General features: G+C 60.6%; 25 protein-coding genes. 11 read left to right on the top strand and 14 right to left on the bottom strand.

Annotated features, from left to right (window positions below):
* Positions 1 to 11: 11 nt before the first annotated feature.
* The 4 genes from lepB to lptF all read right to left on the bottom strand — a co-directional run bounded on the left by lepB (position 12) and on the right by lptF (position 5,020).
* Positions 12 to 866, bottom strand: coding sequence for a signal peptidase I (gene lepB / locus AC1Q9F_RS08200; protein ID WP_007957367.1), 855 nt, complete (start codon positions 864 to 866; stop codon positions 12 to 14).
* Between the two features lie 9 nt (positions 867 to 875).
* Complete coding sequence (gene lepA, locus AC1Q9F_RS08205) at positions 876 to 2,672, bottom strand: translation elongation factor 4 (protein ID WP_085608162.1); 1,797 nt, start codon at positions 2,670 to 2,672, stop codon at positions 876 to 878.
* 172 nt (positions 2,673 to 2,844) lie between these two features.
* Positions 2,845 to 3,906 (bottom strand): LPS export ABC transporter permease LptG, encoded by a 1,062-nt coding sequence (gene lptG / locus AC1Q9F_RS08210; RefSeq protein WP_492619587.1) that lies wholly within the window; start codon positions 3,904 to 3,906, stop codon positions 2,845 to 2,847.
* On the bottom strand, positions 3,899 to 5,020 hold the full coding sequence (gene lptF / locus AC1Q9F_RS08215) for an LPS export ABC transporter permease LptF (protein WP_207985119.1): 1,122 nt from the start codon (positions 5,018 to 5,020) through the stop codon (positions 3,899 to 3,901). The genes lptG and lptF overlap by 8 nt, the downstream gene beginning before the upstream one ends.
* 307 nt (positions 5,021 to 5,327) lie before the next feature.
* Here lptF and AC1Q9F_RS08220 point away from each other — a divergent pair, with 307 nt between their 5' ends.
* From AC1Q9F_RS08220 to rlmF, 5 genes are all read left to right on the top strand, one after another.
* Positions 5,328 to 6,818 carry a leucyl aminopeptidase gene (locus tag AC1Q9F_RS08220; RefSeq protein WP_492619586.1) on the top strand — a complete coding sequence of 497 codons (1,491 nt, stop codon included), beginning with the start codon at positions 5,328 to 5,330 and terminating at the stop codon, positions 6,816 to 6,818.
* 60 nt (positions 6,819 to 6,878) lie between these two features.
* Entirely contained in the window at positions 6,879 to 7,307 is a 429-nt protein-coding gene (locus AC1Q9F_RS08225) for a DNA polymerase III subunit chi (protein ID WP_207985117.1), read from the top strand.
* Between the two features lie 8 nt (positions 7,308 to 7,315).
* The gene (locus AC1Q9F_RS08230) at positions 7,316 to 7,708 is read left to right on the top strand and encodes a DNA polymerase III subunit chi (protein ID WP_492619585.1); all 393 of its coding nucleotides are present in this window, start codon (positions 7,316 to 7,318) and stop codon (positions 7,706 to 7,708) included.
* 134 nt (positions 7,709 to 7,842) lie between these two features.
* Positions 7,843 to 10,689: a valine--tRNA ligase gene (locus AC1Q9F_RS08235; RefSeq protein WP_492619584.1), complete on the top strand. Its 2,847-nt coding sequence runs from the start codon at positions 7,843 to 7,845 to the stop codon at positions 10,687 to 10,689.
* 133 nt (positions 10,690 to 10,822) lie between these two features.
* Positions 10,823 to 11,845 (top strand): 23S rRNA (adenine(1618)-N(6))-methyltransferase RlmF, encoded by a 1,023-nt coding sequence (gene rlmF, locus AC1Q9F_RS08240; RefSeq protein ID WP_007957358.1) that lies wholly within the window; start codon positions 10,823 to 10,825, stop codon positions 11,843 to 11,845.
* A 122-nt stretch (positions 11,846 to 11,967) separates the two neighbouring features.
* Here the strand turns inward: rlmF and AC1Q9F_RS08245 are convergent, their stop codons facing one another.
* Positions 11,968 to 12,249 (bottom strand): HU family DNA-binding protein, encoded by a 282-nt coding sequence (locus AC1Q9F_RS08245; RefSeq protein WP_007957357.1) that lies wholly within the window; start codon positions 12,247 to 12,249, stop codon positions 11,968 to 11,970.
* A 396-nt stretch (positions 12,250 to 12,645) separates the two neighbouring features.
* On the opposite strand from AC1Q9F_RS08245, the gene yejK reads away from it, so the two are divergent.
* Together yejK and AC1Q9F_RS08255 are read left to right on the top strand one after the other, a co-directional pair.
* Entirely contained in the window at positions 12,646 to 13,650 is a 1,005-nt protein-coding gene (gene yejK, locus AC1Q9F_RS08250) for a nucleoid-associated protein YejK (protein WP_007957356.1), read from the top strand.
* Positions 13,650 to 14,000 (top strand): glutaredoxin family protein, encoded by a 351-nt coding sequence (locus AC1Q9F_RS08255; protein ID WP_262158474.1) that lies wholly within the window; start codon positions 13,650 to 13,652, stop codon positions 13,998 to 14,000. The genes yejK and AC1Q9F_RS08255 overlap by 1 nt, the downstream gene beginning before the upstream one ends.
* Before the next feature lie 37 nt (positions 14,001 to 14,037).
* Here AC1Q9F_RS08255 and AC1Q9F_RS08260 read toward each other — a convergent pair whose 3' ends face one another.
* From AC1Q9F_RS08260 to AC1Q9F_RS08280, 5 genes are all read right to left on the bottom strand, one after another.
* The gene (locus tag AC1Q9F_RS08260) at positions 14,038 to 14,967 is read right to left on the bottom strand and encodes a glutathione S-transferase family protein (protein ID WP_492619583.1); all 930 of its coding nucleotides are present in this window, start codon (positions 14,965 to 14,967) and stop codon (positions 14,038 to 14,040) included.
* A 725-nt stretch (positions 14,968 to 15,692) separates the two neighbouring features.
* Complete coding sequence (locus tag AC1Q9F_RS08265) at positions 15,693 to 15,995, bottom strand: GIY-YIG nuclease family protein (protein ID WP_207985111.1); 303 nt, start codon at positions 15,993 to 15,995, stop codon at positions 15,693 to 15,695.
* A 39-nt stretch (positions 15,996 to 16,034) separates the two neighbouring features.
* A complete protein-coding gene (locus AC1Q9F_RS08270) occupies positions 16,035 to 16,508 on the bottom strand; it encodes a nuclear transport factor 2 family protein (protein ID WP_207985110.1) in 474 nt (157 codons plus the stop codon).
* Between the two features lie 100 nt (positions 16,509 to 16,608).
* Positions 16,609 to 17,913: a CynX/NimT family MFS transporter gene (locus AC1Q9F_RS08275; RefSeq protein WP_492619582.1), complete on the bottom strand. Its 1,305-nt coding sequence runs from the start codon at positions 17,911 to 17,913 to the stop codon at positions 16,609 to 16,611.
* Positions 17,903 to 18,562 carry a FadR/GntR family transcriptional regulator gene (locus AC1Q9F_RS08280; RefSeq protein ID WP_007957343.1) on the bottom strand — a complete coding sequence of 220 codons (660 nt, stop codon included), beginning with the start codon at positions 18,560 to 18,562 and terminating at the stop codon, positions 17,903 to 17,905. The genes AC1Q9F_RS08275 and AC1Q9F_RS08280 overlap by 11 nt, the downstream gene beginning before the upstream one ends.
* Before the next feature lie 166 nt (positions 18,563 to 18,728).
* On the opposite strand from AC1Q9F_RS08280, the gene AC1Q9F_RS08285 reads away from it, so the two are divergent.
* Positions 18,729 to 19,040 (top strand): type II toxin-antitoxin system MqsR family toxin, encoded by a 312-nt coding sequence (locus AC1Q9F_RS08285; RefSeq protein ID WP_207985108.1) that lies wholly within the window; start codon positions 18,729 to 18,731, stop codon positions 19,038 to 19,040.
* Complete coding sequence (locus AC1Q9F_RS08290) at positions 19,037 to 19,528, top strand: type II TA system antitoxin MqsA family protein (protein WP_085608151.1); 492 nt, start codon at positions 19,037 to 19,039, stop codon at positions 19,526 to 19,528. Before AC1Q9F_RS08285 ends, AC1Q9F_RS08290 begins: the two co-directional genes overlap by 4 nt.
* A 52-nt stretch (positions 19,529 to 19,580) precedes the next feature.
* Here the strand turns inward: AC1Q9F_RS08290 and AC1Q9F_RS08295 are convergent, their stop codons facing one another.
* From AC1Q9F_RS08295 to AC1Q9F_RS08310, 4 genes are all read right to left on the bottom strand, one after another.
* The gene (locus tag AC1Q9F_RS08295; RefSeq protein WP_007957337.1) at positions 19,581 to 20,345 is read right to left on the bottom strand and encodes an amino acid ABC transporter ATP-binding protein; all 765 of its coding nucleotides are present in this window, start codon (positions 20,343 to 20,345) and stop codon (positions 19,581 to 19,583) included.
* Positions 20,346 to 20,356: 11 nt separating this feature from the next.
* The gene (locus AC1Q9F_RS08300) at positions 20,357 to 21,454 is read right to left on the bottom strand and encodes an amino acid ABC transporter permease (protein ID WP_007957335.1); all 1,098 of its coding nucleotides are present in this window, start codon (positions 21,452 to 21,454) and stop codon (positions 20,357 to 20,359) included.
* A 10-nt stretch (positions 21,455 to 21,464) separates the two neighbouring features.
* On the bottom strand, positions 21,465 to 22,646 hold the full coding sequence (locus tag AC1Q9F_RS08305; RefSeq protein ID WP_207985106.1) for an amino acid ABC transporter permease: 1,182 nt from the start codon (positions 22,644 to 22,646) through the stop codon (positions 21,465 to 21,467).
* A 65-nt stretch (positions 22,647 to 22,711) separates the two neighbouring features.
* Positions 22,712 to 23,743, bottom strand: a complete 1,032-nt coding sequence (locus AC1Q9F_RS08310; protein WP_007957332.1) for an amino acid ABC transporter substrate-binding protein — start codon at positions 23,741 to 23,743, stop codon at positions 22,712 to 22,714.
* A gap of 467 nt (positions 23,744 to 24,210) precedes the next feature.
* Between AC1Q9F_RS08310 and AC1Q9F_RS08315 the strand changes: the two genes are divergently transcribed.
* Together AC1Q9F_RS08315 and rhlB are read left to right on the top strand one after the other, a co-directional pair.
* Positions 24,211 to 24,867, top strand: coding sequence for an alpha/beta hydrolase (locus AC1Q9F_RS08315; protein WP_492619581.1), 657 nt, complete (start codon positions 24,211 to 24,213; stop codon positions 24,865 to 24,867).
* Positions 24,868 to 24,963: 96 nt separating this feature from the next.
* On the top strand, positions 24,964 to 26,442 hold the full coding sequence (gene rhlB, locus AC1Q9F_RS08320) for an ATP-dependent RNA helicase RhlB (RefSeq protein WP_492619580.1): 1,479 nt from the start codon (positions 24,964 to 24,966) through the stop codon (positions 26,440 to 26,442).
* Positions 26,443 to 26,451: the final 9 nt, after the last annotated feature.

Consider the following 26,451-nt stretch of genomic DNA (forward strand, 5'->3'; position numbering starts at 1 on the left):
GCCGTGTTTGTTTACTTGATCAGGCCGACCCGCGAGAAGTTCGGCAGGTGGCTGAGTTTCGGTTCCGGCCAGCTCATCCAGACCGCGAAGGCCTTGCCGACGATGTTCTGGTCGGGAACCATGCCCAGCAGATCCTTGGGAATGTTCGGATCATCCCAGTAGCGACTGTCGTTCGAGTTGTCGCGGTTGTCGCCCATCATGAAGTAGTGCCCGGCCGGCACGGTCCAGGTATGGTCCGGCGTGGCGCGGTAGCGGCTCATTTCCTTGCGGATCAGGTGCTCGGCGACGCCGAGTTTTTCCTTGTAGAGTTCCGCGCTGCCCAACGTGCCCGGCTCGGAGCCGACCAGTTGCTCGGCAATCGACTCGCCATTGACGAACAGGCGCTTGTCGGCGGTGTACCGCACGGTGTCACCCGGCAGGCCGACCACTCGCTTGATGTAGTTGACGTTCGGGTCGCTCGGGTAGCGGAACACCATCACATCGCCGCGCTGCGGGTCACCGACTTCGATGATCTTCTTGTCGATCACCGGCAAACGGATCCCGTAGGAAAACTTGTTCACCAGAATGAAGTCGCCAACGTCCAGGGTCGGTTTCATCGAGCCGGACGGAATCTGGAACGGTTCCACCAGGAACGAACGCAGCACCAGCACAATGAACAGCACCGGGAAGAACGACTTGCCGTACTCGACCAGCAGCGGTTCCTTGTTCAGCTTCTCGACCACCACCCCATCAGGCTGGCTGACGCTGCCCTGATAGGAGGCGATGGCGGCACGCCGACGCGGTGCCAGGATCAACAGATCGAGCAACGCCAACAGACCGCAGACGAACACGGCAATGACCAGCAACAGCGGGAAATTTAGTGACATAGGACCTGACTATTCCAACCTGAGCACGGCGAGGAAGGCTTCTTGTGGAATTTCCACGTTGCCGACCTGTTTCATGCGTTTCTTACCGGCCTTCTGCTTCTCAAGCAGTTTTTTCTTACGGCTGACGTCGCCGCCGTAGCACTTGGCCAATACGTTCTTTCTGAGTGCCTTGACGGTTGTCCGGGCGACAATCTGACCGCCAATGGCAGCCTGGATGGCCACGTCGAACATCTGACGAGGAATCAGCTCTTTCATCTTCTCGGTCAACTGGCGACCTTTGAAGTGCGAATTGTCACGGTGCACGATCAGCGCCAGAGCGTCGACCTTGTCGCCGTTGATCAGCACGTCCAGTTTCACCAGATTAGCCGATTGGTAACGATCGAAATGGTAGTCCAGCGAAGCATAGCCGCGGCTGGTGGATTTCAGACGATCGAAGAAGTCCAGGACCACTTCGTTCATCGGCAGGTCGTAGGTCACCTGCACCTGATTGCCGAGGAACAGCATGTCGACCTGCACACCGCGTTTCTCGATGCACAGGGTGATGACGTTGCCCAGGTGCTCCTGCGGTACCAGGATGTTGGCACGCACGATCGGCTCGCGCATGTCTTCGATTGCAGACACGTCCGGCAGCTTCGACGGGTTGTCGACGTAAATCGTTTCACCGGTTTTCAGCACCAGCTCGAAGATTACCGTCGGCGCCGTGGTGATCAGGTCCAGGTCGTATTCGCGCTCCAGGCGCTCCTGGATGATCTCCATGTGCAGCATGCCGAGGAAGCCGCAACGGAAGCCGAAGCCCAGTGCGTCGGAGCTTTCCGGCGTGTACTGCAGCGACGAGTCGTTCAGGGTCAGTTTCTGCAGCGCTTCGCGGAAGTCCTCGAAGTCGTCGGAGCTGACCGGGAACAGACCGGCGTAAACCTGCGGCTGGATGCGCTTGAAGCCTGGCAGCACCGGAACGTCCGGGGTGGAGCTCAGGGTCAGGGTGTCACCGACCGGCGCACCATGAATGTCCTTGATGCTGGCAATGATGAAGCCCACTTCGCCGGCCTTCAGGTCAGCGGTGGCGGTGTGTTTCGGGTTGAACACGCCAACGCTGTCGACCAGATGCACCTTGCCGGTGGACTTGACAAGGATCTTGTCGCCCTTCTTCACGCGGCCGTGACGCACACGCACCAGGGAGACAACGCCCAGGTAGTTGTCGAACCAGGAGTCGATGATCAACGCTTGCAGCGGATCTTCGATGTTGCCGGTCGGCGCAGGAATGGTGGCGACCAAGCGCTCGAGCACTTCGTCGACACCCAGGCCGGTCTTGGCGCTGCAAGTGACGGCGTCGGTGGCGTCGATGCCGATGATCTTTTCGATCTCGTCCTTCACGCGGTCAGGCTCGGCCTGTGGCAGGTCGATCTTGTTCAGGACCGGCATGACCTCGAGGCCCTGCTCGATGGCGGTGTAGCAGTTGGCCACGGACTGGGCTTCAACGCCCTGCCCCGCATCGACCACCAGCAACGCACCTTCACAGGCCGCCAGGGAACGGCTGACTTCGTAGGTGAAGTCGACGTGGCCCGGGGTGTCAATGAAGTTCAGCTGGTAGGTGACGCCGTCTTTGGCCTTGTAATAGAGGGTAACGCTATGGGCCTTGATGGTGATCCCGCGTTCGCGCTCCAGATCCATGGAATCCAGTACCTGGGCTTCCATTTCACGCTCGGCCAGGCCACCGCACATCTGGATGAAACGGTCAGCCAGCGTCGACTTGCCATGGTCAATGTGGGCGATGATGGAGAAATTGCGGATATGACTCAAATCACTCACGGATCAACACTCAAAAAGGCTGCAGGCTTGGCCCGCCGAAAAATAGCCGGGAATTGTACCTGATACACGGCGCAAGCGTCACGTTCGCCTGTCACCCGGATTGCATGCAAAAACGCCCCGGTCTGGTGACCGAGGCGTTTTCAAGGCTAAAGCGTGGGTGAAACCTTGTTCATCAACCGGCTCGACGCAACAGCCAGACACCCGCCAGCGCACACACGCCAGCCGGCACCAGCACCGCGAACAGTGGCGAGAAGCCGAACACCAGACTGGATGGACCCAGCAGATCCTGAACGATGCGGAAGGTGAAGCCCACCAGCACACCGGTGAACACCCGCTGACCGAGGGTCACCGAACGCAACGGACCGAAGATGAAGGAAATCGCCATCAGCACCAGCGCAGCAGTCACCAGCGGCTGCAACACCTTGACCCAAAATGCCAACCAGTAACGGCCGTTACTCAGGCCCTGGTCGGCCAGATAGTGGATGTAACCCCACAGACCGGTGATCGACAGCGATTCCGGCGCCATCACTACGGTGCTCAGCAATTGCGGACTCAGGGAAACATCCCAGCGCTCCTCTGGCGTATTGACCACTTCGGTACTGCGCTCGTGGAATTTGGTGGTGGTCACGTCGGTCAGCTGCCAGTGATCAGTGTCGAACTCGGCGCGCTTGGCGAAGCTCGAGCTCAGCAGATGACGCTCTTTGTCGAAGTGATAGCGGGTCACGCCATACAGACGACCGTTGGGCTGCACGGAGTTGATGTGAATGAACTCCTCCCCCTGACGGTGCCACATGCCATGTTTGGCGCTCTGTGCGTCGCCGCTGCCTTGCGCCAGCGAACGATTGGCCTGGGCCATGCTTTCGGTGGCCGGCGCCACGTACTCGCCGATCAGCACGCCGGCCAGCATCAGCACCAGCATCGGCTTCATCACCGCCCAGACGATGCGCCCGATGGACACACCGGCAGCGCGCATGACGGTCAGCTCACTGCTGCTCGCCAGACTGCCGAGGCCGATCAGGCAACCGATCAGCGCCGCCATCGGCAGCATGTCGTACATGCGGCGCGGTGCGGTCAGGAGCACGAAACTCAGGACATCGACCAGGGTGTATGTGTCACTGACATCGCCCATCTCGTCGATGAACGCAAACAAGGTTGCCAGGCCGAGAATGATCGCCAGCACTGCGATGATCGCCATGAACACGCTGCTGCCGATGTAGCGGTCGAGTTTAACCACGGGCCACCTCCAGCGCTGCGCTGCGACGGCTGGCCAGTTTCAGGCGCAGAGGTTCCCAGTACAGCAGGCCGAGACCGATGACCAGGAAGATCGCGTGCACCCACCACAAGCCGAGCGCCGGTGGAATCTTGCCTTTCTCAAGGGCGCCGCGTGCGGCAATCAGGATGGTCAGGTAAGCCATATAAAGAAGAATCGCCGGCAGCAGCTTGAGGAAACGCCCCTGACGCGGATTGACCCGCGACAGCGGCACCGCCATCAGGGTCACGATGAACACCAGCAGCGGCAGCGACAGGCGCCATTGCAGTTCGGTTTTCGAGCGAATGTCGTCGCTGCCCACCAGAGACGAGGTCGGCATGGCGTCACGGTCGGTGACTTCCTCGCTGACATCCGGCTTGGGCAGCAGCACGCCGTAGGTTTCGTAGTGGATGGCGCGGTAGTTGGCCTGACCCGGGCTGCCGTCGTAGCGGAAGCCGTTGTCGAGGATCAGGTAGCGGTTGCCGTCGGGACGCACTTCCTGACGACCCTTTTCCGCCACCAGCACGGAAATCCCGCGATCCTTCTGGTTGGCGCCGAGGTTCTTCTGCGAGATGAACACGCTGCCGAGGTTGACCCGATCGTCACTCAGGGTTTCGGTGTAGGTCACCCGCGTACCGTCGCGCAGGGCCTGGAAGCGGCCGGGCTCGAGGGTGTCGAATTCGGTCAGGGCGTCCTGCTTGTTCAGCAACAGCTGGAACTGGTTGGCGCCTTGCGGGGCCAGGCTCAGGCTCAGCCACGCAACCACCAGTGCCACCAGGGTGGCCGGGAACAGGGTCATGCGAAACAGACGCTGCTGGCTCATGCCGGTGGCCGAGAGCACGGTCATCTCGCTTTCCAGGTACAACCGGCCGTACGCCAGCAGGATCCCGAGAAACAGGCCCAGCGGCAGGATCAGTTGCAGGAAGCCCGGCAGACGGAAGCCCATGATCAGGAACAGCGATCCCGGATCGAGCTGGCCCGCGGCGGCCTGGGCAAGGTATTTGATGAAGCGACCGCTCATGATGATGACCAGCAGCACAGCGCTCACCGCACTCAGGGTCAACAGGACTTCGCGGGACAGATAACGGAAGACGATCAAACCAGACACTCCAGGGTTGTCAGGCTAAGGCGGCCAAACAAGCAAACGTATCGACGGGCCCGCAAGGCAGAGCCGTCGAAAAAAGATGCGGCATTATCCTGTGATTGAGGTCGCCTGTCACTGCGCACACTCACGCAAGCGTGCAATCCGTTGAAGATCGTACAACCGAGGGTTGTCAGGCGCGGTGAGCGAGGTTCAAACTGCCGCCTCTGTCGCAGGCACTGGCCTGCGCCTCTTCTCTCTATAAGCAGGCGACGGCGGACACGTCGAACGCCTGCGTGTTGACCATTCATTCAGGGATCCGGACATGGAACTGGTTGTAAAAAGCGTTAGCCCAGAAACGTTGAAAACCGCCACCCTGGTGGTTGCCGTCGGCGAAGGCCGCAAACTCGGTGTTGCCGCCAAACAGGTCGACGAACTGAGCGGCGGCGCCATCAGCGCCGTGCTCAAGCGTGGCGACCTGGCCGGCAAGGTCGGCCAGAGCCTGTTGCTGCACAGCCTGCCGAACCTGAAAGCCGAACGCGTGCTGCTGGTCGGAGTGGGCAAGGATGAAGAACTGGGCGACCGTCCGTTCCGCAAGATCGTCGCCGGCATCCTCAACACCCTTAAAGGCCTGAACGGCAGCGACGCCGTACTGGCACTCGATGAAATCATCGTCAAGAACCGCGACAGCTACGGCAAGACCCGTCTGCTGGCCGAAACCCTGGTCGACGGCGAATACACCTTCGACCAGTTCAAGAGCCAGAAAGCCGAACCGCGCGCCCTGAAGAAAATCACCCTGCTGACCATCAAGGCCGCTCAGGCCGAAGTGCAACGCGCCGTGAACCACGCCACCGCGATCGCCAACGGCATGGCCTTCACCCGCAACCTGGGCAACCTGCCGCCGAACATCTGCCACCCGACTTTCCTCGGCGAGCAAGCCAAGAACCTCGGCAAAGAGTTCAAGGATCTGAAAGTCGAAGTCCTCGACGAGAAGAAGATCAAATCCCTGGGCATGGGTTCGTTCTACGCCGTCGGCCAAGGCAGCGCCCAACCACCGCGCCTGATCGTCATGCAATACAACGGCGGCAAGAAATCCGAAAAGCCGTACGCACTGGTTGGTAAAGGCATCACTTTCGACACCGGCGGCATCAGCCTGAAACCGGGCGCCGGCATGGACGAAATGAAGTACGACATGGGTGGCGCCGCCAGCGTGTTCGGTACTCTGCGCGCCGTGCTGGAACTGAAACTGCCGATCAACCTGGTGTGCATCCTGGCTTGCGCCGAGAACATGCCGAGCGGCAACGCTTCGCGTCCGGGCGACATCGTCACCACCATGAGCGGCCAGACCGTGGAAATCCTCAACACCGACGCCGAAGGCCGTCTGGTGCTGTGCGATGCCCTGACCTACTCCGAGCGCTTCAAGCCGCAAGCGGTGATCGACATCGCCACCCTGACCGGTGCCTGCGTCGTTGCTCTGGGCGCCCACACTTCGGGCCTGCTGGGCAACAACGACGAGCTGATCGAGCAACTGCTGAGCGCCGGCAAGGCTGCCGACGACCGCGCCTGGCAACTGCCGCTGTTCGATGAATACCAGGAGCAGTTGGACAGTCCTTTCGCCGACATCGCCAACATCGGCGGGCCGAAAGCCGGCACCATCACCGCCGCCTGCTTCCTGTCGCGCTTCACCAAAAACCTGAACTGGGCGCACCTGGACATCGCGGGCACCGCCTGGACCAGTGGCGGCAAGGACAAGGGCGCCACTGGCCGTCCGGTTCCGCTGCTGACCCAATACCTGCTGGACCGCGCCAAAGCCTGAAACCGATGACTGCGAGCGGCGTCTCTCTTGAGGGGCGCCGCTTTCAGCTCAGGAACCGCAATGACCAAAGTCGACTTTTATATTCTGCCCAGCGCCGATCCTTCGGCTCGCCTGGACTTTGCCTGCAAGCTCACCGATAAAGCCTGGCGCATGGGCCATCGCATCTACCTGCATTGCAGCGATGCCGCCCAGCGTGATGATCTCGATGCGCGACTGTGGGCGTTCAAGGGCGAAACCTTCGTGCCTCACGGCCCGGCTGAAAGCGAACCGGAAGGTTTGATCGTATTGGGATTGGGCGCTGACTGCGGCCAGCACGCGGATCTGCTGGTCAACCTCGACCTGAAAGTCCCGGTTTTCGCCAACAAATTCGCCCGAGTGGCGGAGGTGGTGGTGGAAGATCCGGCGATTCGCACTGCGGCGCGGGAGAGTTTCCGTTTCTACCGCGAACAGGGCTATCCTCTGCAAGACCACCGTTTACAGCGACTCTGAGTACGCCGATGGACACTCCAAAACCGCTGCAAAAGCCCGCGCACCTGCTGGATGACCTCGAGTCGATCCGCCAGCTGCTCGGCGATGACAACCTGCAACCGCCACTGCTGACCGACACGGTCGATGATGGCGAACAGGAACAGATTCCGATGTTGTTCGATTCGGTCGACAACACACCGCAAGTCGTCGAGGCTGCACCCGCGCCGACGCCTGCCCCGCAACCTGCCGCTGCTGTTGTGGATAAGGGCCCCGACGCCCTCCTGCACCTGGACAGCGAACTGCGCGCCGCCGCACAACTGATCATGCAGGACGTGATCGACGATTTCGCGCCGCACATCGAAACCGAAATCAAACGCCGCCTCGAGGCGCGGATGGAACGGCTTCTCGGCCAGTACGAATAACCCCCCGTGGGAGCCGCCGCTCGGTCGCTCCCACTTTTAGATCTCCACCCGGCCCGCCCCGCTCGCCCTGCGCCCCATGCCCCGCTATACTTCCCGGCTTTTCCTGAATAAATGCCAATAGGGTCCCGCCGCGCATGGATAAGACCTACCAGCCGCACGCCATTGAAACTTCCTGGTACAACACCTGGGAGTCCGAGAACTACTTCGCCCCGCAAGGCGCGGGCGACTCCTACACCATCATGATCCCGCCGCCGAACGTCACCGGTAGCCTGCACATGGGTCACGGTTTCAACAACGCGATCATGGACGCCCTGATCCGTTTCCGCCGCATGCAGGGTCGCAACACCCTGTGGCAGCCGGGCACCGACCACGCCGGTATCGCCACGCAGATGCTGGTGGAGCGTCAACTCGAAGCCCAGGGCCAGAACCGCCATGATCTGGGCCGCGAAAAATTCCTCGAGAAAGTCTGGGAGTGGAAGGATCAGTCCGGCGGCAACATCAGCCGTCAGATCCGTCGCCTCGGCTCGTCCGTGGACTGGAGCCGCGAGCGCTTCACCATGGATGACGGCCTCTCGGAAGCCGTTAAAGAAGCGTTCGTGCGCCTGCACGAAGACGGCCTGATCTATCGCGGCAAGCGTCTGGTCAACTGGGACACCAAGCTGCACACGGCGATTTCCGACCTCGAAGTGGAAAACCACGATGAGAAAGGTTTCCTGTGGAACCTGAAGTACCCGCTGGCCGACGGCGCGAAAACCGCTGAAGGCAACGATTTCCTGATCGTCGCGACCACCCGTCCGGAAACCATGCTCGGCGACTCCGCCGTCGCGGTGAACCCGAACGACGAACGCTACAAAGCCCTGATCGGCAAATTTGTCGAGCTGCCGCTGGTCGGTCGCCGCATCCCGATCATCGCCGACGATTACTGCGATCCTGAATTCGGCACCGGTTGCGTGAAAATCACCCCGGCCCACGATTTCAACGACTACGAAGTCGGCAAGCGCCACAACCTGCCGCTGCTGAACATTTTCGACAAGAACGCCAACGTGCTGCCGGCAGCGCAGGTGTTCAACCTCGACGGCACACTGAACGACAGCATCGACGGCAAGATTCCGGCCGAATACGCCGGTCTCGAGCGTTTCGAAGCGCGCAAGCAGATCGTTGCCGCGTTCGACGCCGCCGGCCTGCTGGTCAGCGTCGACGACCACAACCTGAAAGTGCCGAAAGGCGACCGCTCCGGCACCGTCATCGAGCCGTGGCTGACCGACCAGTGGTACGTGTCCACCAAACCGCTGGCCGAGCCTGCGATTGCTGCCGTTGAAGACGGCCGTATCCAGTTCGTGCCGAAGCAGTACGAAAACATGTACTTCTCGTGGATGCGCGACATCCAGGACTGGTGCATCAGCCGTCAGCTGTGGTGGGGCCACCGGATTCCGGCCTGGTACGACGAGTCGGGCAAGGTCTACGTCGGTCGCGACGAAGCCGAAGTGCGCGCCAAGCACAACCTCGGCCCGGACGTTGCACTGCAACAGGACAACGACGTACTCGACACCTGGTTCAGTTCGGGCCTGTGGACCTTCTCCACCCTGGGCTGGCCGGAAAAGACCGAGTTCCTGAAGAAATTCCACTCCACCGATGTACTGGTGACGGGCTTCGACATCATTTTCTTCTGGGTTGCCCGGATGATCATGCTGACGATGCACCTGATCAAGAACGAGGACGGCACGCCGCAGGTTCCGTTCAAGACCGTTTACGTGCACGGTCTGGTACGTGATGGCCAGGGTCAGAAGATGTCCAAGTCCAAGGGCAACGTCCTGGACCCGCTGGACATCATCGACGGTATCGAGCTCGAAACCCTGGTGCAGAAACGCACTTCCGGTCTGATGCAGCCGAAACTGGCGAAGAAGATCGAGAAGCAGACCCGCGACGAGTTCGCCGACGGCATCGCCAGCTACGGCACCGACGCCCTGCGCTTCACCTTCTGCTCGCTGGCATCCACCGGTCGTGACATCAAGTTCGACATGGGCCGCGTCGAAGGCTATCGCAACTTCTGCAACAAGATCTGGAACGCCGCGCGCTATGTTCTGGACAAGGGCGAAGATTGCGGCCAGAACGGCGAAGCCTACGAGCTGTCGCTGGCGGATCGCTGGATCATCTCGCAACTGCAACGCACCGAAGCCGAAGTGACCCGTCAACTGGATCAGTTCCGTTTCGACCTGGCGGCGCAAGCGCTGTACGAGTTCATCTGGAACCAGTACTGCGACTGGTACCTGGAACTGTCCAAGCCAGTGCTGTGGGACGAAAACGCGCCGGTCGAGCGCCAGCGCGGCACTCGCCGCACGCTGGTTCGCGTACTGGAAGTGGCGCTGCGTCTGGCGCATCCGTTCATGCCGTTCATCACTGAAGAAATCTGGCAGCGCATCGCGCCGCTGGCCGGCATTCAGGGCAAGACGATCATGCTGCAAGCGTGGCCGGTGGCCAACGAAGAGCGCATCGATCCGGCGGCCGAAGACGACATCGAATGGCTCAAGGGCCTGATGCTCGGCACGCGCAACATCCGTGGCGAAATGAACATCGGCCCGGGCAAACCGCTGCCGATCTACCTGAAAAACGTCACCGCTGAAGACCAGCGCCGCCTGACCGAGAACGAAGCGCTGCTGAAGAAACTGGCGCGTCTGGAATCGATCACCGTACTGGCGGCCGGCGAAGAAGCGCCGCTGTCCGCCACCGCACTGGTTGGCGAGATGGAAGTGCTGGTGCCGATGGCTGGTCTGATCGACAAGAACGCCGAACTGGCGCGTCTGGACAAGGAAATCCTGCGTCTGCAGGGCGAAGTCCAGCGGGTTGGCGGCAAGCTGTCCAATGCCGGTTTCGTTGACAAGGCCCCGGCCGAAGTCATCGAGAAGGAACGCGACAAACTGGCCGAAGCCGAACAGGCTCTGGCCAAGCTGGCCGAGCAGCACGCGCGGATTGCCAGCCTGTAACGGCAAATCGCACTGAAAAAGGGAGGCCCGCAACGGCCTCCCTTTTTTGTGCCCGGCACTTTTCCGGCCAACAACACGGCTCCCTGTGGGACAATAGCCGCCACTTTCAGCCCTACCCGAATCGACCACGCCCATGAACGCCCCACGTACACCGAAACCTGCGCGCAAGAAGCCTGACTCCGCCACCCCGGCCAAACCCGTGGAGCCGCGTAAAGAAGCCAGCCTGCACCCGCGCAATCGCCATCAGGGTCGTTACGACTTCCCGGCGCTGATCAAGACCACGCCCGAACTGGCGAAGTTCGTGATCACCAACCCGTACGGCAAGGAAAGCATCGACTTCGCCAGTCCCGATGCGGTGCGTGTGTTCAACCGGGCGCTGCTCAAATCGTTCTACGGGATCCAGCATTGGGACATCCCGGCCGATTATCTGTGCCCGCCGGTGCCGGGCCGTGCCGACTACATCCACTTTTTGGCTGACCTGCTGGCCAGCAACAACGACGGCGTGGTTCCGCGCGGCGCCATCGTCAACGTGCTGGATATCGGCATGGGCGCCAACTGCGTGTACCCGCTGATCGGTAACAGCGAATATCGCTGGCACTTCCTCGGCTCGGAGATCGATCCGACCGCCGTGGCCGCGGCCAAGGCCATCGTCCAGTCCAACGACCTGAACAAAGTCATCCAGCTGCGCCAGCAGGAGAACCGCAAGCACATCCTGATCGGCCTGCTGGAGCCTGGCGAGCGCTTTGACCTGACCATGTGCAACCCGCCGTTCCACGCGTCGATGGAAGAGGCCACCAAGGGCAGCGAGCGTAAATGGCGCGCCCTGGGCAAGGCCGACCCGAAGCGCAAACTGCCGGTGCTGAACTTCGGCGGGCAGTCGGCCGAACTGTGGTGTGAAGGCGGCGAAGCGCGTTTCGTGACGCAACTGATCGCCGAAAGTGCGAACTTTGCGCACAAGGTGCTGTGGTTCAGCACCCTGGTCTCGAAAGCCTCGAACCTGCCTGCCATCGAAACCGCGCTGAAAAAGGCCGGCGCGCTGGAGAGCCAGGTGGTGGAAATGTCCCAGGGGCAGAAACAGAGTCGCTTCGTCGCCTGGACCTTCCAGACCAAATCCGAGCAGCAGATCTGGCGGCGCGAACGCTGGGTTCGCAAGTAATACGTTTCCACCGGGGCGGCGCTTGAGCGAAAAGCAGCCGCCGCTACTGTTGAAACACAAACAGCAGACACAAAAAAACCGTGCCCGGATCGCTCCGGTGCACGGTTTTTTATCGCTGCGTCTTACTTGTTCACAGCGTCGGTCAGGCCTTTGGCCACAACCAGCTTGATCACTTTCTTGGCAGGGATTTCGATGGCAGCGCCAGTCGATGGGTTACGGCCAGTGCGGGCAGGACGCTCGGTCACTTTCAGCTTGCCGATACCTGGCAAAGTGATTTCGGCACCGTTTTCCAGCTGATCGGCGACGATTTGGCCCAGTTGGTCCAGAGCGGCACGCGCGGTGGTTTTCGGCGCGTCGATAGCTTCAGCGATGTCGGCGATCAGTTGGTCTTTAGTAAGAGCCATGTAGTGTTCCTTCCCTATCAAATTCATATGGATTGCAGAGTGCAGTGTCAGCCATCGAGCCCGATCTTCTGGATCTGGCACCCTCGGCGATAACCACGACGAGTCGGGGTTATAGATGCCGAAATCAAGGTTTGGTTCGACCTGACAAAAGCTGAATGCATGCTTGTCGCGGTGACTTCGCACAAGACCGGGCAAAACTAGCACAGAGACAAGGAAATATCCGCCTCTAGCTAGCCAAATGGTCAGGTTTATTGCGCTAAATCGGTAAATAAATGCATAAGGGCCGTCGGGTGACCCGGATTTGCCCTTCACCCCGCGCCAAATCCAGTGGTTGCGGTACACTGAGCGCTTTTTCGGGGGAGCCCGCCCTCCTCCCTTCCACCAGCCGAGAAGCCTATGCCGATCCGTCATTGCATCGTCCATTTGATCGACAAAAAACCCGACGGCACACCCGCAGTCCTGCACGCCCGTGACTCCGAATTGGCTGAGTCCGCCGCCATCGAGAACATGCTCGCCGATCTCAACGAGAGCTATAACGCCAAACAGGGCAAAGCCTGGGGCTTGTTCCATCCGGAGTCCGGTGCGTTCCCGTTCAGCGGCTGGCTGAAGGAATACATGGAAGGCGGCAAGGACTTCACCGCGTTCAGCAAAGTGGCGGTCGAGCACCTGCAAAAGCTGATGGAAGAGTCGAACCTGTCGGTCGGCGGCCACGTGCTGTTCGCCCACTATCAGCAAGGCATGACCGATTACCTGGCCATCGCCCTGCTGCACCACAGCGAAGGCGTGGCGGTGACCGATCAACTGGACGTGACCCCGTCGCGCCACCTCGACCTCGGTCAACTGCACCTGGCGGCGCGGATCAACGTTTCCGAGTGGCAGAACAACAAGCAGTCCAAGCAGTACATCTCGTTCATCAAGGGCAAGAACGGCAAGAAGGTCTCGGAATACTTCCGTGACTTCATCGGCTGTCAGGAAGGGGTCGACGGCCCGGGCGAAACCCGCACCCTGCTCAAGGCCTTCAGCGACTTCGTCGAGAGCGAAGACCTGCCGGAAGACTCCGCCCGCGAGAAGACCAAGACCCTGGTCGACTACGCCAGCAGCCAGGCCAAGCTCGGCGAACCGATGGGCCTGGAAGAACTCTCGGAGCTGATCGACGAAGAACGCCCGAAGGCCTTTTACGATCACATCCGCAACAAGGACTACGGCCTGTCGCCGGAGATCCCGGCGGATAAACGCACGCTCAATCAGTTCCGTCGCTTCACCGGCCGCGCCGAAGGCCTGTCGATCAGCTTCGAAGCGCACCTGCTGGGCTCGAAGATCGAATACGACGAAGAGGCCGGGACGCTGGTCATCAAAGGCCTGCCGACCTCGCTCACCGATCAGCTGAAGCGTCGCAACTGATGCTCGGCAATGTGCTGAAAAAGGTTCTGCTGGTTCTGCTGGTGGTCGTGGTCTATCAGAACTGGGGCAAGATCGAGCGGGTGTTCAACCCGTCGCAGATGGCTTCCGAGCAGGTCCGCGCCAACGCCAAAGTCGTGCTGTACGCCACGGACTGGTGCGGCTACTGCAAGCAGACCAAGCGTTTTCTTGATCAGAAAGGCATTCCGTTCAAGGAATTCGATATCGAGAAGGACGCCGAGGCACGCAAGGCATACGAAGCGCTGGGCGGGCGCGGGATTCCGCTGATCGACGTCAATGGCACGTTGATTCGCGGGTTTGATCCGGACGAGATTCTCGCTGCACTGAAATGAACGAGGGAGCCCAAGGGCTCCCTCATTTGTTTCAGCGTTACTCGATTCGGAATCCGAAACGCGGAAAGTGAACATGCACCAACCCGCCTCGTTCGTCTTCACGGCGCAGGATCAGCTCTTCACGACCGGCAAATACCAGCTCGCCGGCAACGGGATCAACGCCGTAGTCTGTCGCTGCGATCAACACCTGCTGACCGGCCACGAACCCGTTTGGATCAGTGAACTCTTCGTCCGGCAACGCCGCTGGCTTCGAACCGCGAGCGATATCCAGTGCTTCTTCGGAGCTCATCTCGCTGGCCGCGCCATGGCCAAAACCGAGCACACGCCCCAGCCACGCCGACACCGCCGGATAAGCATCCACCAACGGCGCCGTCACGTGCGTGGCCTTGAGGAACCACAGCGGATGTGCCATGGCGAAGTCGGCAACCGACGGCTCGCCGAACAGGAAGTCACCGTCTTCACGCTGCAACTGCTGCTCCAGACGCGCCATGAGGGTCGGCCAATTGTGCTTGGCCTGCTCCGCTGAAAGCTTGGTCGCGCTGCCACCACTGAACAGCCCGGCCCGATCGGCGAGGAACGCCTTGATCGCTTCCGGCGGCAACTTGCCGAAACGCACCGCCACCGATTCTGGCTGGAACACCAAGCTCACCGCATGCTGGAACACCACCGAATCGGCCCAGGCGGCGAAACTCGCGGCGATCATTTCCTGACCTTCCGGGAAGAACGAAGGCTGGGCCTTTTCCTGCTCGAGGCGACGGGCGATCAGCGCGGTATCGCAGTAGATGTCGGCACCAATCTGGAGCACCGGGGTCTTGCGATAGCCACCGGTCAGGGCGGTCAGATCCGGTTTCGGCATCACCGGCGAGATGTGCACCGAACGCCAGGACAAGCCCTTGAAACCCAACAGCAGCCGGGCCTTTTCGGCAAATGGAGAGGTCGGGTAATGATGCAGAATCAACTCGGACATGCTCGGCTCCGCCGCACAGAAAGTGAGCCAGCAGCTTAGCGCGCAATTCGTTCGCAGCCTACGGATCCGGCTGATGGGAACTGATCAGTCAGGGTTGATAAGGCACTAAAAAGCCGCCTCAGCCAAGGCTGAGGCGGCTTGCCACATCAATGACCCTACATCAGGTCATCGAAGTGATCTCGCAGGAACTCGTAAAAGCGTAACGCTTTGAACGATCTCCATACGAGGCTCAGAGTACGTAGCAAAAGCTTCATACATTTTGGCCTCCGGTTGGGGGCCAAACCTCCAGCGTGCTTACCGGACCACGTACGCCTTCGGAAGACACGTCAATATCCCCTGTGAGGCGGCCAGTTGTGATACCCCCTGAAAAATCATTCCGGCACGGGAGCAACTCCGTGTCAGAGGGCATGAAACCGTTACGCCGATCGGCCAGACCTCAATGGGTGCACTGCCATGTGAGCGGACGGATCGTAATCGGGTTTCTGAACCTTCGCTTAAACAAATAAACTCAAAATTGAGTTTTTTGGGTAGGCGTGTCTTCAGGCTTGCTCAGTGACGCGAAGAGGAATACTCTCCGCCTACGTCAATGTCTCCTGTGAGATCAGTAAACCCGGCCGCAAACCGGCGTTTACAGAAAAAACCGCCCCGCAAAGGCGGTTTTTTTTTCGCCTGTCGTTTGCTGGAGGGCACCGCGTCGACGTGAGACGTCTACCGTCGCCCCCCGATCAATCAGGCCGATAAGACGTCACCAGACACTCCTTCGCACTCTTCCTGAGCTTCTTGATCAACCGTTCCTGGCGCAACGCATCACCCTTGTCGCGACAACGTTCGGTGTAGACCAGCGCCATCGCCGGGCTTGAGAGAAAGAAGCGTGCGCCTTTGCCGCTCTGGTGCTTGGCGAAACGGCGCACGGGATCATCGCTGATCCCGCAGTACAGCGAACCGTTGGCGGCGCGTACGAGGTAGACGAACCAGGACTTGCTCACTGGAACGTCAGCATCGAGAGGATTTTCGCTGAGGCTGGTCACGGGACAATTCAGGCGTAGGGAAAACAGGCCGCGATCTTATCAGCGACTCGCCTGAAATGCCTTCAGCCCTTTCAGCGCCTGGGCGCGGACGGCGTTGCGCACCAGCGGCGTCCAGCCCAGTAGCAGACCTTTGAAACCCAGTGCCTGGCGCGACCAGCGCCACAGGTCGAAGTGGTCGTGGTGTTCGCAGATCTTGCCGTCGCGGAAGACGAAGCGTGCCTGGATGTCGTTGATCACGATGTTGTCGGTCTGGCTGAACAGGTAGGTCGCCACCCAGTGGGCGCCGCCGCTGCGCTCGTCGGCGCGGACGTTGTCGAAGGTGAGGGAGAAGTCCTTGGCCCGGGTGGTGAGCATGCGCCACATGTCGCCGGCATCGCGCCCGCGCAGCTCGCCGAAGGCCGGGTCGCTGAATACCACGTCATCGGTGTAGCAGGCGGCCATGGCCTCGGCGTCGAGGCGCTGGAAAGCCTGGTAGAAACGGGTGATCAGGGCGCTGTGGGCTTCTTCACTCATGGGCAATCTCCAGGAAAGGTACAGATTGCCAGCACGATAATCCGCAAACGCCCGAAACACTATCGGCATTCGTATTCCGAATACCGACAGTGTGTGCGCATCAGACCTTTTCGCTGACCACCTGCACGTACAGCGCGCGCCCGGCACCGAGGCCGGCAAGGATCGCACCCGCACCGACGATGCCGAAGATCCAGCCCACGGCGTTCCAGCCGCCGGTCCAGTCGTGCACCACGCCGACCGCGAACGGCCCCATGGACGCGAGGGTGTAGCCGAAGCCCTGGGACATGCTCGACAGATTCGCCGCGACATGGGAATCCCGCGAGCGCAGCACGATCAGGGTCAGCGCCAGGCTGAACGTGCCGCCCTGCCCCAGGCCCAGCAGGATCGCCCAGCCCCACAGGCCTTCGATCGGCGCGTAGAGGCAACCGAACAGGCCGCCGAGGGTCAGGGCCATCACCACCACGATCGCCAGCCGCTGATCCTTGCCGCGCGTGGCCAGCCACGGTGCCGCCAGTGAGCTGGCGAGCTGGATGATCACCGAACCGGACAGCACCAGGCCGGCCTGGGTCGGCGTCAGCCCGCGACCGATAAGGATCGACGGCAACCAGCCGAACACGATGTAGGCCAGCGACGATTGCAGGCCCATATACAAGGTGACCTGCCAGGCCAGCGGATCGCGCAGCAGACCGCGCACTCGATACGCGACATTGTGCGCGCCGTGCTTCTGGCCGATTTGCGGCAGCCAGAACACTGCCGCCACCAGCGCCGGAATCACCCAGAAACCCAGGCCCATGGCCCAGCTGTGATCGAAGTGTTCACTCAGCGGCACGCTGGAGCCCGCCGCCATCGCCGCGCCCAGACACAGGGCCATGGTGTAGACACCGGTCATGGTGCCGGCATGCTTGGCGAAGTCACGCTTGACTATGCCCGGCAGCAACACGCCGATGATGCCGATGCTCGCGCCGCCCAGCACGCTGCCGGCGAACAGACCGATTTGACCGAAATTGCTGCGCAGGATGATGCCGCCGGCCAGTGTCAGAAGAATCCCCAAGACCACCCGCTCGGCACCGAAACGTCGCGCGAGCACCGGAGCCAGCGGGGCGAACAGACCGAGGCAGAGCACCGGCAACGTCGTCAGCAATCCTGCCTGAGCGGCGGACAAGCCAAGGCTTTTCGACACGTCACTGAGCAGCGGCGCCATGCTCGACAGCGCCGGTCGCAGGTTCAACGCCACCAGAATCAGCCCCAGCAGCAACAGCCACGGACGCCGTACCAGCGGATGGCTTTGCTGCACCTGCTCGTCATCGGCTTCGGCATCGATCAACAACTCTTCGAGCTCGGCCTTGCGAACGGGTGCTGTGGAGACTTCTGGGCGGGACATGGTTTTCTCGGTTTCAAGGTTCATTGATCAACTGCCTCGACAGGGCTTTGGCCCGCTCCGGATCGCGCTGCTCGACGGCCTCAAGCAAGGCGACGTGCAAATCGAAGACTTCCTGTCGACGGGGGACGATGTTCAGGGTCTGGCGCAATTGCGCACCGACGATGCTGGAAAAATAGCGATACAGCTCGCTGAGGGTCGGGTTGTGCGCGGCGTCGACCAGACGGCGGTGAAACACCAGATCGCAGCGGATGTAACTGTCGAGGTCGCCGTGATAGTGGCTGCCGGCGACACCCAGCGCCTCGCGCAACGCGACGAGGTCTTCATCGGTCCGGCGCAAGGCCGCCAGGCCGATAGCCTCGACTTCAAGGATGTGCCGGGTTTCCCGGGCCTGATCCAGCGAGCACTTGGACAGCGCCTTGAGCGTGTCCATCGGATCGACCACCGCCCGCAGGTAACTGCCGTCACCCTGACGGATCTCGATCAACCCGGAAAACGCCAGCACCCGCATCGCCTCGCGCACGGTGTTGCGGCTGATGCCGAGTTCGGCACACAGCTCGGGCTCGGTCGGCAAACGCTGACCGACCTGCCACGTGCCGTCGGTGATGCGCTGGCGCAATTGATCCAGAGCCTGATCGACCAGGGACCGCTTAATAAGTGGAGAAATGTCTGACATAGGATTCGCCCTTTCATCCAATCATGGGATGAATTTTCTGACATGTTAGTCAGCTCCGTGTAGGACGGCAACCACCTAGGGTCAGAGAGAGGCAAACGGAGCGGGATTTTCGATTAGTCAAAATTACCCTTTAAGGGTAATTTCAGGGACAGGGCTTTGGTTTCTTATGGAAAAGAACACACCCCATTACGACTTGGTGGTGATCAAGGCAGAGGTCAGGCGACGGGGAAGACAGGCATTCACCAAGAGCGCAGAAAAAACCGGACTGGATCTCGGCTTCAGCGTCATAGAGATGCAAGAAATCGTTTTCGAACTGCAGAACAGGATGTTGTACAAGTCGATGACCACCTATGACGATCATCGAGTCTGGCAAGACGTTTATCACACGCACTCACACGATCTGGAGATTTACATCAAGGTGACATACCGCCCCGAAGGTGGCCCACCGGTAATCTCCTTCAAGGAGAAAAACCAATGAAGACCCGGCAATGTTTCAGCTGCGGTGCACGTGAGGGAATGACACATTTCGAAGGCCGTGGTGAAACCATCAGTGTCAAAGGCATGGAACGTCGTATCGATGACCTTGCTGGCTGGGAATGTCGCAAATGCGGTGAGGTCGAGTGGGACGCCGATACCGATAGTGCAGAACGCTACACGCAAGCCGGTGATGACCTGGTGATTGCTGCCCGACAAATGATCGGTAACGAGATGAAGCGCATCCGGCGCAAATTGCACCTGACGCAAAAAGAAACGGTGCAACTGCTGTCTGGTGGCGGACACAACGCATTTTCCCGCTATGAGCGCGGCGAAGTGCTTCCGCCGAAGGCGTTGATGCTGCTGATGCGCCTGCTCGATCGCTATCCGCACTTGCTCGCCGATGCGAAAGCCTTGGGTGAAGGGGCGGATCTGAGGAGCGCCTTCAAGTATACCGAGCACAAAGAACACGAAACCCTCACCGTGTCCTGATCCCCAAAAAACAAACCCGGCACAAGGCCGGGTTTGTTTTATTCATCAGATCTCAATGCAGGATCTGACTCAGGAACAGCTTCGTCCGATCGTTCTGTGGATTGTCGAAGAAGTCGTTCGGCGCCGCCTGCTCGACGATTTCGCCCTTGTCCATGAAGATCACGCGGTTGGCCACGGTGCGGGCGAAGCCCATTTCGTGGGTCACGCAGAGCATGGTCATGCCGTCTTCGGCCAGGCCGATCATGGTGTCGAGTACCTCTTTCACCATCTCCGGGTCGAGTGCCGAGGTCGGTTCGTCGAACAGCATGATTTTCGGTTTCATGCACAGTGCGCGGGCAATCGCCACACGCTGTTGCTGACCGCCGGACAGTTGCCCCGGGTACTTGTGCGCCTGCTCCGGAATGCGTACGCGTTCCAGGTAATGCATGGCGATTTCCTCGGCCTTGCGCTTGGGCATCTTGCGCACCCACATCGGCGCCAGGGTGCAGTTCTGCAGGATGGTCAGGTGCGGGAACAGGTTGAAGTGCTGGAACACCATGCCGACTTCACGGCGGATCGCTTCGATCTGCTTGAGGTCGTTGGTCAGCTCGACGCCATCGACCACGATACGGCCCTGCTGGTGCTCTTCCAGACGGTTGAGGCAGCGGATGGTGGTGGACTTGCCGGAACCCGACGGACCGCACAGCACGATACGCTCGCCCTGACGCACGTTGAGGTTGATGTCTTTCAGCACGTGGAACTGGCCGTACCACTTGTTCACGCCCTGCATCTGAATGATGCCTTCAGGGCCCACTGGCTTTTTGATTGCTTCGCTCATCGAAAAAACTCCTAACGCTTGTGGCCAGTGTCGAGCTTGCGTTCCAGGTGCATGGAATAGCGCGACATACCAAAACAGAAAATCCAGAACACCAGGGCGGCGAACACGTAGCCTTCGGTGGCCATGCCCAGCCATTTCGGATCGGCAGCGGCTTGCTTGACGCTGTTGAGCAGGTCAAAGAGGCCGATGATGATCACCAGGCTGGTGTCCTTGAACAGCGCGATGAAGGTGTTGACGATGCCGGGAATCACCAGCTTCAGGGCTTGCGGCAGAATCACCAGGCCCATGGCGCGCCAGTAACCGAGACCCATCGCGGCCGCGGCTTCGTACTGGCCCTTGGGGATCGCTTGCAGACCGCCGCGCACCACTTCGGCGACGTACGCCGACTGGAACAGGATCACGCCGATCAGCGCCCGCAGCAGCTTGTCGAAGTTCATGCCTTCAGGCAGGAACAGCGGCAGCATCACCGAGGACATGAACAGCACCGTGATCAACGGCACGCCGCGCCAGAACTCGATGAAGGTCACGCAGACCACACGGATCGCCGGCATGTTCGAGCGCCGGCCCAGCGCCAGGACAATCCCCAGCGGCAACGCACCGGCGATGCCGACAGTCGCGATCACCAGGGTCAGCATCAGACCGCCCCACTGGCTGGTCGCCACGGTGTCGAGGCCGAAGACGCCGCCATGCAGCAGGCACCAGGCAACAATCGGGTAGACCACCAGGAAACTCAGGCCGTACACCGCCTTGTGCGCCACGCGCTTGATGAACAGTGGCGCCACGCCGATGACTGCCAGCCACACGGTCAGGTCCACGCGCCAGCGCAGTTCCGGCGGATAGTAGCCGTACATGAACTGGCCGAAGCGCTGCTGGATGAAGACCCAGCAGGCGCCGTCCTTGGTGCAGTCGGCGCGGGTGGTTCCGACCCAGTTGGCATCGATGATCGCCCAACTGAGGATCGGCGGAATCACCAGGTAGATCAGGTAGAACGCGAACAGGGTCAGCAGGGTGTTGAGCCAGCTGGAGAACATGTTCGCGCGGATCCACGCCATCGGGCCGAAGACCTTGGCCGGCGGTGGCATGTCGGGTTTGAAAGTATGAGTACTCATGCGCGATTCCTTACCGCTCGATCAGCGCGATGCGCTTGTTGTACCAGTTCATCAGCAGGGAAATGCTGATACTGATCGCCAGGTACACGCTCATGGTGATGGCAATGACTTCGATCGCCTGACCGGTCTGGTTCAGCACAGTGCCGGCGAACAGCGAAACCATTTCCGGATAACCGATACCGGCCGCCAGCGAGGAGTTCTTCGCCAGGTTCAGGTATTGGCTGGTCAGCGGCGGGATGATGACCCGCAGCGCTTGCGGAATGATCACCTTGCGCAGGGTCGGGCCGTTGCGCAGGCCGAGCGAATGCGCCGCCTCGGTCTGGCCGTGGCTGACCGACTTGATGCCCGAACGCACGATCTCGGCGATGAACGCTGCGGTGTACACCGTCAGCGCCAGGGTCAAGGCCAGCAGTTCCGGAATCAGCACCCAGCCACCGACGAAGTTGAAGCCTTGCAGCTTCGGCATTTCCCAGTGCACGGGAGCACCGAAGATCAGCGCGCACACCGCCGGGATCACCAGGAACAGCGCGAGGCCAACCCAGAACTTGTGGAACGGCTCGCCAGTGGCTTCAAAGCGCTTGTTGGCCCAACGGCTCATCAGCACGATGGCGACGATGGCCACCACGATGCTGACCACGAACGCCCAGAAACCGTCGGCCATTTGCGCGGCCGGCATGTTCAGTCCCCGGCTGCTGACGAAGAAGGTATCGCCGAAGTTGTGGCTGTTGCGCGGCCCCGGCATGGTCAGGAACACCGCGAAGTACCAGAACAGGATCTGCAGCAGTGGCGGGATGTTACGGAAAACCTCCACGTACACCGTTGCCAGTTTGGAAATGATCCAGTTCTTCGACAGGCGCGCCACGCCGACGATGAAGCCGAGGATCGTGGCCAGGATCACGCCGATGAAAGTCACCAGCAGCGTGTTGAGCAGGCCGATGACAAACACCCGGGCATAGCTGTCCGCTTCGGTGTAGGAGATCAGGTGTTGAGCGATGCCGAACCCGGCACTGCGCTCCAGAAAGTCGAACCCCGAAGTGATACCCCGGTGTTGCAGGTTGGTCTGGGTGTTATCGAACAGATACCAGCCCAGGGAGACCACCGCCACGATGGTGATGATCTGAAATACCCACGCACGCACTCGTGGATCGCTGAGGCTGAGCCTCTGCTTTGGTGCGCCGATTGAATTTTGCATGAAGTGCCCCGGAAATAATGGAACAGAACGTCACCCGGCAGTTGGCCTGCCGGGTGACAGAACCATCAGCGCACTGGTGGTGCGTATTGAATGCCGCCGTTGTTCCACAGCGCGTTCAGGCCGCGGTCGATTTCCAGCGGAGTGCTCTTGCCGAGGTTTTTCTCGAAGATTTCGCCGTAGTTGCCGACTTGCTTGACGATCTGTACGACCCAGTCCTTCGGCAGTTTCAGGTCTTTGCCGTATTCGCCGTCTGCACCGAGCATACGAGCGACATCCGGGTTCTTGGTCGCTTTGGCTTCAGCTTCGACGTTCTTCGAAGAGATGCCCGCTTCTTCGGTGTTCAGCAGCGCGTAGCCAACCCAGCGCACGATGGCCAGCCACTCGTCGTCGCCGTTACGCACGACCGGGCCCAGAGGTTCCTTGGAAATGGTTTCCGGCAGAACTACATAGTCCTTCGGCGAAGCCAGCTTGCTGCGCTGGGCGAACAGCTGGGACTTGTCGGAGGTCAGCACGTCGCAACGACCGGATTCCAGCGACTTGGCGCTTTCATCGGAGGTGTCGAAAGTGATCGGGGTGTATTTCAGACCGTTACCGCGGAAGTAGTCGGAAACGTTCAGCTCCGTGGTGGTACCGGCCTGGATGCAGATGGTTGCACCGTCCAGCTCTTTGGCACTCTTCACGCCCAGCTTGTTGTTTACCAGGAAGCCGATGCCGTCGTAGTAGGTAATGAAGCCCGGGAATTTCAGGCCCATGCCCGCGTCACGGGAGCTGGTCATGGTGGTGTTGCGCGACAGGATGTCGATCTCGCCCGACTGCAGAGCGGTGAAACGCTCCTTGGCGTTCAACTGACTGAACTTGACCTTGGTCGCATCGCCGAACACGGCAGCGGCCACGGCGCGGCAGACGTCAGCATCGATACCCACGATCTTGCCGGTGGAATCCGGAACCGAGAAGCCTGGCAAGCCATCGCTCACGCCGCACTGCACGAATCCTTTCTTCTTCACTGCATCCAGGGTTGCACCCGCCTGAGCGAACCCGCTGACACCCAGTACTGCAGCAGCAGTCACGATCGCCAGAGTGGATTTCAACATCTTCATTCAAACCTCCAGTTTTGCTCTTGTTGTGTCGGAGCTTGAGTCCAGTCGCACCCTTTTGAGGCGTTGTTGACCCGTGTTGGCTTTTTTTGGGGTCAACCGACGCAGGACCTTCGCTATGAGTCTAGTAGGAGAAAATCCACATCATGGACAACTCACTTCTCACCAGTCGGCCGAACGGGCGGTAGCCCTTTCACGTTCGCTAAGCCCGTTGCGGCCATTGGCGAACATCCATCACCGGATTCTTTGCTATCCCGTCGCCAGGCGTTCACTGATAGTGTTACCGCCAGGCGCGAGATCGATTGCACGACTACCTCATAGCAAAGCCCGTACCACACCGGTAGCTGAAGCGATTGAGTGACAGGTCAATAGCAAAACTTGCACCCTTGCGACATCTTCTTAACGGATCAACCGGGCGCGCACGCAAATCACGCACTCAATGAGAGCGCCCGCACACAATTGGAGCAGCCATGACCGAGCCCTTGATTCTTCAGCCTGTTAAGCCCGCAGACGCCTGCGTGATCTGGCTGCACGGCCTCGGCGCCGACCGCTACGACTTCCTGCCGGTGGCCGAAGCGCTTCAGGAAAGCCTGCTGAGCACGCGTTTCGTCCTGCCCCAGGCGCCGACCCGTCCGGTGACGATAAATGGCGGATATGCCATGCCGAGCTGGTACGACATCAAAGCCATGAGCCCGGCCCGGGCGATCGACCGCGATGAGCTGGAAGCGTCCGCCGACCGCATCATCGAATTGATCGAAGAACAGCGAAGCAGCGGAATAGACGCTTCGCGGATTTTCCTCGCCGGTTTTTCCCAAGGCGGCGCCGTGGTCTATCACACCGCGTTTCTGAAATGGCAGGGGCCGTTGGGCGGGGTGCTGGCATTATCGACATACGCGCCGACCTTCAGCGATGAACTGGAGTTGTCCGCCAGCCAGCAGCGGATTCCGGTGCTGTCGCTGCACGGCCAGTTCGACAACGTGGTGCAGAACTCGATGGGACGCACGGCTTATGAGTATCTCAAGGCCCATGGTGTCACCGTGACATGGCAGGAATACCCAATGGAGCACGAAGTGTTACCCGAAGAAATTCGCGACATCGGCGTGTGGTTGAGCGAACGCCTGCGCTGACAATTCCGCCAAGGGTCGCCCTTTGATCATCCCACTACGCCGCGCCCGTTTCTTGCATTACACTGGCCGGCGTACATTCCTTAACCAATTGATGAGATGACCGTGCTCAAAGCACTCAAGAAAATGTTCGGTAAAAGCGAGGCTGAGCAGCTCGCGCCAGTCCCCACTGCGCCGTCGCACGCCCCCGGTCATCGCAGCGATGCCAGCCAGGCCGACCGCCAGACGCCCGCCACGACGCCCAAACGCGAACCGACACCCGCTCCAGCTGCCGCGCCCGCCACTGAGCCGGCCCGCAGCGAAGCACCGAAACCGGCCAGACCACGTCGCGAACCCAAGCCCAAGGCGCCGGTGATTCCCTGGAAACTCGAAGACTTCGTCGTCGAGCCGCAGGAAGGAAAGACCCGTTTCCACGATTTCAAGCTCGCCCCGGAACTGATGCACGCCATCCACGACCTGGGTTTCCCGTATTGCACGCCGATCCAGGCTCAGGTGCTGGGTTATACCCTCGCCGGCAAAGACGCCATCGGCCGAGCCCAGACCGGCACCGGCAAGACCGCCGCGTTCCTGATCTCGATCATCACCCAGCTGTTGCAGACCCCGCCGCCGAAAGAGCGCTACATGGGCGAGCCACGGGCACTGATCATCGCGCCGACCCGCGAGCTGGTAGTGCAGATCGCCAAGGACGCCGCCGACCTGACCAAGTACACCGGCCTCAACGTCATGACGTTCGTCGGCGGCATGGACTTCGACAAGCAGCTCAAACACCTTGAAGCGCGCCATTGCGACATCCTCGTCGCGACCCCGGGCCGCCTGCTCGACTTCAACCAGCGCGGCGACGTGCACCTGGACATGGTCGAAGTGATGGTGCTGGATGAAGCCGACCGCATGCTCGACATGGGTTTCATCCCGCAAGTCCGGCAGATCATTCGCCAGACCCCGCCGAAAAGCGAACGCCAGACCCTGCTGTTCTCCGCGACCTTCACCGATGACGTGATGAACCTCGCCAAGCAGTGGACCACCGATCCTGCGATCGTCGAAATCGAAGTCACCAACGTGGCCAACGAAAACGTCGAGCAGCACATCTACGCGGTGGCCGGTGCCGACAAATACAAACTGCTCTTCAACCTGGTCAACGACAACGGCTGGGAGCGAGTGATCGTGTTCGCCAACCGCAAGGACGAAGTGCGCCGCATCGAAGAGCGCCTGGTGCGCGACGGCATCAACGCCGCGCAGCTGTCCGGCGACGTGCCGCAGCACAAGCGGATCAAAACGCTCGAAGGCTTCCGCGAAGGCAAGATCCGGGTGCTGGTCGCCACCGACGTGGCCGGTCGCGGTATCCACATCGACGGCATCAGCCACGTGATCAACTTCACCCTGCCGGAAGTCCCGGACGACTACGTGCACCGCATCGGCCGTACCGGTCGCGCTGGCGCCGACGGCGTGTCGATCAGCTTCGCCGGTGAAGACGATTCCTATCAGTTGCCGTCCATCGAAGAAAAACTCGGTCGCAAGATCAGCTGTGAAACGCCGCCGACCCATCTATTGCGGGCGGTTGAGCGCAAGCGTCCACAGTAAGCGACGCCA

It is taken from the genome of Pseudomonas sp. GW823-FHT04A03 (assembly GCF_058796615.1).

Coding starts and splice junctions, on each gene's coding strand:
- lepB (WP_007957367.1), bottom strand. CDS start 866: ATGTCACTAAATTTCCCGCTGTTGCTGGTCATTGCCGTGTTCGTCTGC.
- AC1Q9F_RS08220 (WP_492619586.1), top strand. CDS start 5,328: ATGGAACTGGTTGTAAAAAGCGTTAGCCCAGAAACGTTGAAAACCGCC.
- AC1Q9F_RS08225 (WP_207985117.1), top strand. CDS start 6,879: ATGACCAAAGTCGACTTTTATATTCTGCCCAGCGCCGATCCTTCGGCT.
- AC1Q9F_RS08230 (WP_492619585.1), top strand. CDS start 7,316: ATGGACACTCCAAAACCGCTGCAAAAGCCCGCGCACCTGCTGGATGAC.
- AC1Q9F_RS08235 (WP_492619584.1), top strand. CDS start 7,843: ATGGATAAGACCTACCAGCCGCACGCCATTGAAACTTCCTGGTACAAC.
- rlmF (WP_007957358.1), top strand. CDS start 10,823: ATGAACGCCCCACGTACACCGAAACCTGCGCGCAAGAAGCCTGACTCC.
- AC1Q9F_RS08245 (WP_007957357.1), bottom strand. CDS start 12,249: ATGGCTCTTACTAAAGACCAACTGATCGCCGACATCGCTGAAGCTATC.
- yejK (WP_007957356.1), top strand. CDS start 12,646: ATGCCGATCCGTCATTGCATCGTCCATTTGATCGACAAAAAACCCGAC.
- AC1Q9F_RS08255 (WP_262158474.1), top strand. CDS start 13,650: ATGCTCGGCAATGTGCTGAAAAAGGTTCTGCTGGTTCTGCTGGTGGTC.
- AC1Q9F_RS08260 (WP_492619583.1), bottom strand. CDS start 14,967: ATGTCCGAGTTGATTCTGCATCATTACCCGACCTCTCCATTTGCCGAA.
- AC1Q9F_RS08270 (WP_207985110.1), bottom strand. CDS start 16,508: ATGAGTGAAGAAGCCCACAGCGCCCTGATCACCCGTTTCTACCAGGCT.
- AC1Q9F_RS08275 (WP_492619582.1), bottom strand. CDS start 17,913: ATGAACCTTGAAACCGAGAAAACCATGTCCCGCCCAGAAGTCTCCACA.
- AC1Q9F_RS08280 (WP_007957343.1), bottom strand. CDS start 18,562: ATGTCAGACATTTCTCCACTTATTAAGCGGTCCCTGGTCGATCAGGCT.
- AC1Q9F_RS08285 (WP_207985108.1), top strand. CDS start 18,729: ATGGAAAAGAACACACCCCATTACGACTTGGTGGTGATCAAGGCAGAG.
- AC1Q9F_RS08290 (WP_085608151.1), top strand. CDS start 19,037: ATGAAGACCCGGCAATGTTTCAGCTGCGGTGCACGTGAGGGAATGACA.
- AC1Q9F_RS08295 (WP_007957337.1), bottom strand. CDS start 20,345: ATGAGCGAAGCAATCAAAAAGCCAGTGGGCCCTGAAGGCATCATTCAG.
- AC1Q9F_RS08300 (WP_007957335.1), bottom strand. CDS start 21,454: ATGAGTACTCATACTTTCAAACCCGACATGCCACCGCCGGCCAAGGTC.
- AC1Q9F_RS08305 (WP_207985106.1), bottom strand. CDS start 22,646: ATGCAAAATTCAATCGGCGCACCAAAGCAGAGGCTCAGCCTCAGCGAT.
- AC1Q9F_RS08310 (WP_007957332.1), bottom strand. CDS start 23,743: ATGAAGATGTTGAAATCCACTCTGGCGATCGTGACTGCTGCTGCAGTA.
- AC1Q9F_RS08315 (WP_492619581.1), top strand. CDS start 24,211: ATGACCGAGCCCTTGATTCTTCAGCCTGTTAAGCCCGCAGACGCCTGC.
- rhlB (WP_492619580.1), top strand. CDS start 24,964: ATGACCGTGCTCAAAGCACTCAAGAAAATGTTCGGTAAAAGCGAGGCT.